Genomic DNA, 6,292 nt, shown 5'->3' on the forward strand with positions numbered 1-6,292 from the left:
TGGAAATGCAAAGCTTTATATAGCCTTAGCTTTAATGGCAATCTTAACAGGATATTTTTATCTAAGACTTGATAGCACAAAGGCCAAATTAGAAAAAAGTCAAAGTGATTTAGCTTTGGCTTTAAAAATAAATGAAAATAATCAAGAAAAATTAAAAGAATTAAATCAAATTCATAAAACAGAATTAAAGGCTTTAAATGAAGCAAACAATCAAAAAAATCAAGTACAAGAAAGGGTGCAATATGTTAAAGAATATATTTATAAAAGCAATGAAAATAATATTACCAAGCTTTTTAACGATGTCGTTGATAGGTTGTGGGATGCAAACTCAACAAGTAGTAACCAAAATAGAAATTCAAAAAGTAAGAATTCCGCAAGAACTACTAACATTAAGTCCTCTTGAAAAGCCAATAGCAAAAAATGAACTAGATATTTTAAATGCTTATTCTATGCTTTTTTACAAATACAAACAGTGTGAGATACAGATTAGAAAGATTAAGGAGTTGAATGATGAATAACACATCTTTGCTCGTAAATGCGGGCGAAGATGTTATTTGTTAAAATTATTAATCTTATAGATAAAATAGTTTTGATAAGATATTGGACTTATCGTTATTAACTCTTCGATCTTTGATAAATATTTGTTTTTTGTATTTATTTTCATTTATATATTCTATAAAAGCTAAAAATAAATTATTCTTTTTGAAAATTTTTTCATACTCTTTGCTATCGGTATCAGTATATCTATTAAGATTATGATCACCTTTTGGAATAGGATTTTTTTTCGGCACAAGTCTAAAAAAATCTATAAAATTTTTGAGAAAATATTTATCATTATAAAAAGCATCTTTAATAGATTTTATTTCATATTGATTAAACTTATCTATATTGACAAAATGGAATATGTGAGGATATTCTTTTATATTATACTTAAAGATTTTTAATTTGTCTTCATTATTGTGTTTTTTTGTAATTTCACTATAAATTTTTTTGCATTGTTTACTAAAAGCAATTAGCAGCTTTATTCTTTTACTATAATAAGGATATTGCTCTTTAATTAAAATTTGGATAATCTTGTCTATTTTTTCAAAATATCCTTTTTTGTATTCCTCACTTACTTCTTGATCTGATTTTATTATTTGTTTAAACCAATATATTGTTTTTAAAAATTTTTCAGAATTTAAATCTTTTGCAAAAACTTCTAGTTTATTATCACGAATTTGCAATATGTTTTCTATTTTATTTTTAAAATCGGCATCGCTACCGCCTTCATCAAAATAGGTGGTATAAGTTTTTTCAAATGTTAACAATAATTTAGATGATAATTGTCGAATAATTATATCATTTAATTTTTTTTCATCATTATCATTTATAATAAAAAAAATTATTTAAATACCTTGTGACAATATCGTAGTGACAATATCGTATATATACATATTACTCAGATTTCTTTTTTCTTTTCGTTGTATATAAAAGTCTTTTACGGCATTGAAAATTGCAAGGTAATGTTCATGTATCACTATTATAAATTCTTCTTTAATTGTTTTATCATAATGTGATTGAAAACATCTTTCATTAAAATATTTTATATGTTCTAATATTTTCAATAACAATCTTAGATTGCTATCGCAAATATCTTGATAGTGCTTTAAAACAATATCAACTAAATTACTTTTTAAACCATTATCTCGTATCAATTTCTCATCTTGCATAAATGCTTCTTCAATTAAAGCTTTTGCAATCTCATCATTATCTTTTAAACACACTTTATAATCAATAACTTTTTCTTTGTATTCTTGATACCAGTCATTATTGTTTTGTTTGGCATCATGCTGAGTTTTATCGTTGCTTGATGTTTGCATATTATTTTTAGCATTGTCTTCTTGTTTATTTAACTCATTTTTATTCAAAATAAGAACAACACTACATTCTTTGTCTTCTTTGAGTAAATTTACAAGTCCTAAAATTTCTTTCAAAGAAAGATTGTCAGATCTTCTTTCTATGTTATCAAAACACACAATAATATTATTAAAGTCTTCCTTTTTTAAAAAGGAAAAAATAGCATCAGGATTAATGTTAATTATTCCAGCGGATTTAATGTTTATAGTTTTAGATATAATCCGTGAAGTAACATTTACTGTTTTATTATAGTTCTGATGTATTTTAAAAACTATTTCTTCTAATATTTGCTTATAGCTTTCTTTGCCAAAAAGATCGATATAAACAACTTTTTTATCTGCATTTATTTTTTCTTCAACTTGTTTCCATAGATGAGTTTTACCTATACCCCAATGTCCATTTATGGTTAGACATACTCTAGATTTGCTAGTTAAAAACTCTGCAATTTTATCAATTGTGATATACATTTTACTCCTTAAGACCCCTACTCATATCAAAATTTTCAAAAAAATCATTTAAATAAAAACGAAAAGCATTCATTAGATCATAAGTTTGGTTTTTTAACTTATCATCTTGCGTATTTTTTTGAATATAAGATAAAAGCCCATATCTTTTAAATTTTTTAATATAAATATAAGTAGCTATTTTTTTATAAAGATCAAAAATTTTAAGTTGCTTGATTTCTATGTGTTTTTCAGAAATTTGATTTTTTAAATTTTCTTTTACAAAAAGCTTTATTTCTTTGCTGAAATTTTGTAAATCCATTTTTAAAACATCCTGTAAGAAATTATTAGAAATATTTATTTTTTTCAATTCTTCAAGCACACTTTTATCATAGATTAAACTCAGTTTAATGACAAAACCTAAAGTAAGGTTTTTTATTTCTTCATCTTTTAAAAAGTTTTTATAAATTTCTATGTAAATACTACGAATTTGTAAAACTAAATCTTTTTGACTGTCTAAATTTAACACACAATTGATTTTAAAAATTAAATCTTTTAGCTTTTTCTCATTTTTTTCTTCATATGCTTTAATGCTTTGAATTCCTAAATCTTTTAAATTATTTTCATCAAATAAACTTAACTGCATTTTATCTCCTTAAAAAATCATATCATAGAAGACATTTTCGCTAATGATTTTTAAATCTTGTCCTTTTAAAATCAATTCTCTAGCTCGTTTTAGCTTATTGCTAATTCCGCCTTTTATCATAGCACGATAATCATTATCTCCAAGAATTAATATATTGGTTTTTTTAGTAACGCTATCTTGATTTATACCACCTAAATCCGCAATGATTTGCATCGCTTGTGATCTTGTAAATCGCCCAAGTATACCAGTGATTACACAATTTTGATTATAAAGTGGATGTGAAATATCAAATTCTTGTATTTTAGCTTGTATATCTTTAGCTTTAGTTTGGGTTTGCCTAATTTGTGTTTTCAATCCATTATTAACAAGAACATCATTTTCGATAAGTGAGTTATCAAAAGCTGTCTTTTTTAACTCCATAAGACACAAATGTGTTAATTCGCAGTCTTTCTCCCCACGATGAGCATTTTCATAACAAATGTTGTATTGATTACACAAATCTTTTAAGCGATGATGTGCTAACTCTTGATTAATAAGTTTTGATAAGCGCATAGTATCAACAAAATCAAAGCTAAAGGGCTTGTTTAAATAGCACATAAAATTATCATATAAAAAATTAATGTCAAAATGTGCATTGTGAGCGACTAAAATATCACCACTTTTTAAAAAATCATCAAATTCTTTTAATGTTTGAGATATATCATTGCAATTTTTAATCATGTCTTCATTAATGCCTGTAAATTCTGTGATAAAACTAGGTAAAAAAGAAACTTTGATAAGTTTTGAAAACTCAGCTATTTTTTCATTGTTTTCATAACGCAAGGCAACAATTTCTAAAATTTCATTACATTTTGGATCAAATCCTGTAGTTTCCAAATCAATAACTACATAAGATTTTGGGAAATAGATTAAACTTTGCCCTTTAAACTCTCTACTTGGCTTTTTAACTTTAATAGGATTTCCATAGATATCAATGTCATAATTTTCCATTTCACACTCTTTGGATTTGATTGCCATTGCCGTTAATAATGATATTTTGGCTTCCATCAACATTAATTTTAACTTCTATGGAAACTCCATTATTTAGAGCTTGTATAAAACTCTTATCATTAAAAATTCTTACTATTCCACTGGCTACGCCATCGCTTATCCTAGAAACTTCTTCGCGTCTTATAGCTTCGTACACCTCTCTTTCTTTTCTACTTTTTTCTCTTATGGATAAAATCCATAAAACGATTATTGCGATTCCTAGTAAAACAAAAACGCCAAACGAATTAAAAAATTCGATCAAAGTATTTATAATTTCCATTTTTTACTCCTCTATTATTTTTTTTAAATTTTCTAATTTATTGATAAATTGATCTAGTAAAGCTTCGTTGCCATATTTTTCATACAAGGCTAAAAATTCTTGAAATTTATCATTATATTTACTGTTTTTTTGAAAATTTACAACATTATCTTTTCCTTGCACTATGACATTTTCATTTCCTTTTGTATTAATATTTCCGTTAATTATAGTATCGATATTGACGCCTAAAATTTTAGAAAATTCGTATAATTTTTTAGTTGGAATTGATTTCCTAGCTTTCCAAGTATCAAGTGTCCCATATGGAATATTTAGTTTTACGCACATTTCTTTATCGGTTTTACTATTCGTTTCATATCTTAAAAAATTTAAAATACTTTCAAAATCATTCATATATAGCCTTTTTTATTAAAAATAAAAATAATACATTTAAATACTTGACAATACTTTCAAAATCAAGTATAATTCTACACATAATTAATTTTACAAAATAAAATAATTATTTAATCAAAGCATAAAGTATGCCAAGTTTTAACTTAGAAAGTTTTTAGGAGTAAAGATGCAAGAAGCAAAATCAATTTTAGATGTTTTAAGTTTTAGAAAAACTGAAGAAAAGGAAGAGCTTAGAAAGTGTTTTAATTTTAGTGATGAGGTTTTTGAAAAAGGACTTAATTTTTTACATACAAATGATGAGATAAGCATAGAAGCTGTGAGTGATGGACTTTTTGAAAAAACGATTATCAGCATAAAGGTTTCAAAATGAAACAAGCTATAAAGCAAAAATTAGGTGTTAGTAGCATAACAGAAGCAGGGTTAAAACTAAATTTAGCTCACAATGTCTTAAATAGTTGGCTTTCAAATAATCTTACAAATGCAAAGGTTGAAATAGCCCTTTTAAAACTGGGTTTAAGAGAGGATGAAAGACTAATAAAACGCATAGAAAAGCTAAAAAGCGAGTATAAAAAGAACGAAATCCGTAAGCAAGCCTATGAAAAATCTATGAAAGAAATTAAAGCTTTATTAGAAGAGATCGAGGCGGCTTAAAAGCCTCATTAAGCACATTTATCTAAGCACTTTAAAATCGCATTTTTTAAAGTGATAGCAAAAAGTGTGCTTAAAGGGTTTTTGCAAAAGTTGCGTTAAGTGGATAAACGCCTACAATTGCGAACTTTAAAGGTTTGATATTTTTTAGATTGCTTCACTAGCCTTTTATGGCTAGTGTGTTCTTATATTCATTGCACTCACAGGCGACGGTGTGGAAAGTGGGCTTTTTTAAAGCTTTGTTAATTTACCAAAATACCAAAAGTCTTTTAGACTTTGAATGCAGGTCCTATGTTTTGGTTAGTGTTTAAATGAGGACTAATGAGAATTCTTTTAAAGTCCTCAAATTTATTTATTTCTTCTTAAATTAAGCCATCTTTTAAGATGGCTCTTAAGTCTTCATTTAAACACTAAAAAATTTTAAGGAGAATAAATGAATTTAGAACTTTTTAAAAAAGATGAAAACAAAGAAATAAGCTTAACTTCTTTAGAGATAGCAGAGCTTACAGGCAAGGAGCATTTTAATGTTATAAGAGATATAGAAACTTACTTAGAAAAAGTGGTTGAAGGGGGTGTCTTCAAATTTGAAGACACCTACCAAAACACACAAAATAAGCAATCTTACAAGTGTTACCGCTTACCAAAAAGAGAAGTATTGATTTTAGTGAGTGGATATAGTGTTGAGCTAAGAGCAAAGATAATCGATAGATTAGAATACTTAGAAAATGAGCTTAAAAAACAAAGTTATAAACCGCTTTCATTAAAAGAAAGTTTGCAAATGCAATTAGAACTTTTAGAGAGAAATGAAAAGCTTCAAATTGAAAATGTAAATTTAAAAAATGAAGCCAAAGAAAACGCACCACTTATTCACTTTGCAAATCGTATAAAAGATACTAATGATGCTATTTTAATAAGAGATTTCGCAAAAATACTTTATGAAAAAAATAAAATTGAAAT

The 6,292-nt window shown here is 26.0% G+C and carries 11 protein-coding genes; 5 read left to right on the top strand and 6 right to left on the bottom strand.

Annotated elements, in window-relative coordinates; genetic code table 11:
* Positions 1–403, top strand: a 403-nt coding sequence (locus BGS43_RS00510; RefSeq protein WP_141085288.1) for a hypothetical protein, incomplete at its 5' end; no start/stop codon positions are given.
* Complete coding sequence (locus BGS43_RS00515; RefSeq protein WP_002905815.1) at positions 321–518, top strand: hypothetical protein; 198 nt, start codon at positions 321–323, stop codon at positions 516–518. The genes BGS43_RS00510 and BGS43_RS00515, both read left to right, overlap by 83 nt.
* A 54-nt stretch (positions 519–572) precedes the next feature.
* On the opposite strand, the gene BGS43_RS09970 is transcribed toward BGS43_RS00515, so the two are convergent.
* The 6 genes from BGS43_RS09970 to BGS43_RS00540 form a co-directional block, all read right to left on the bottom strand.
* Positions 573–1,310: a hypothetical protein gene (locus BGS43_RS09970; protein WP_237916412.1), complete on the bottom strand. Its 738-nt coding sequence runs from the start codon at positions 1,308–1,310 to the stop codon at positions 573–575.
* Positions 1,311–1,388: 78 nt separating this feature from the next.
* A complete protein-coding gene (locus tag BGS43_RS09975; RefSeq protein ID WP_257841412.1) occupies positions 1,389–2,366 on the bottom strand; it encodes a KAP family NTPase in 978 nt (325 codons plus the stop codon).
* A 1-nt stretch (position 2,367) separates the two neighbouring features.
* A complete protein-coding gene (locus BGS43_RS00525) occupies positions 2,368–2,988 on the bottom strand; it encodes a hypothetical protein (protein WP_002858053.1) in 621 nt (206 codons plus the stop codon).
* A gap of 9 nt (positions 2,989–2,997) precedes the next feature.
* Positions 2,998–3,978: an exonuclease domain-containing protein gene (locus tag BGS43_RS00530; RefSeq protein WP_002788576.1), complete on the bottom strand. Its 981-nt coding sequence runs from the start codon at positions 3,976–3,978 to the stop codon at positions 2,998–3,000.
* 1 nt (position 3,979) lies between these two features.
* Positions 3,980–4,297, bottom strand: a complete 318-nt coding sequence (locus BGS43_RS00535; protein ID WP_096568400.1) for a hypothetical protein — start codon at positions 4,295–4,297, stop codon at positions 3,980–3,982.
* Between the two features lie 3 nt (positions 4,298–4,300).
* The gene (locus BGS43_RS00540; protein WP_052949215.1) at positions 4,301–4,687 is read right to left on the bottom strand and encodes a helix-turn-helix domain-containing protein; all 387 of its coding nucleotides are present in this window, start codon (positions 4,685–4,687) and stop codon (positions 4,301–4,303) included.
* A gap of 166 nt (positions 4,688–4,853) precedes the next feature.
* Between BGS43_RS00540 and BGS43_RS00545 the strand changes: the two genes are divergently transcribed.
* The 3 genes from BGS43_RS00545 to BGS43_RS00555 all read left to right on the top strand — a co-directional run.
* Positions 4,854–5,057: a hypothetical protein gene (locus BGS43_RS00545; RefSeq protein WP_002858450.1), complete on the top strand. Its 204-nt coding sequence runs from the start codon at positions 4,854–4,856 to the stop codon at positions 5,055–5,057.
* Positions 5,054–5,338: a hypothetical protein gene (locus BGS43_RS00550; RefSeq protein WP_002788580.1), complete on the top strand. Its 285-nt coding sequence runs from the start codon at positions 5,054–5,056 to the stop codon at positions 5,336–5,338. Before BGS43_RS00545 ends, BGS43_RS00550 begins: the two co-directional genes overlap by 4 nt.
* Positions 5,339–5,768: 430 nt before the next feature.
* A partial coding sequence (locus BGS43_RS00555) for a Rha family transcriptional regulator (RefSeq protein WP_096568402.1) occupies positions 5,769–6,292 on the top strand: 524 nt, incomplete at its 3' end.

Origin of the sequence: Campylobacter sp. 110 (assembly GCF_002383965.1) — a bacterium.
In the GTDB taxonomy this organism is placed as follows: Bacteria; Campylobacterota; Campylobacteria; order Campylobacterales; family Campylobacteraceae; genus Campylobacter_D; species Campylobacter_D coli.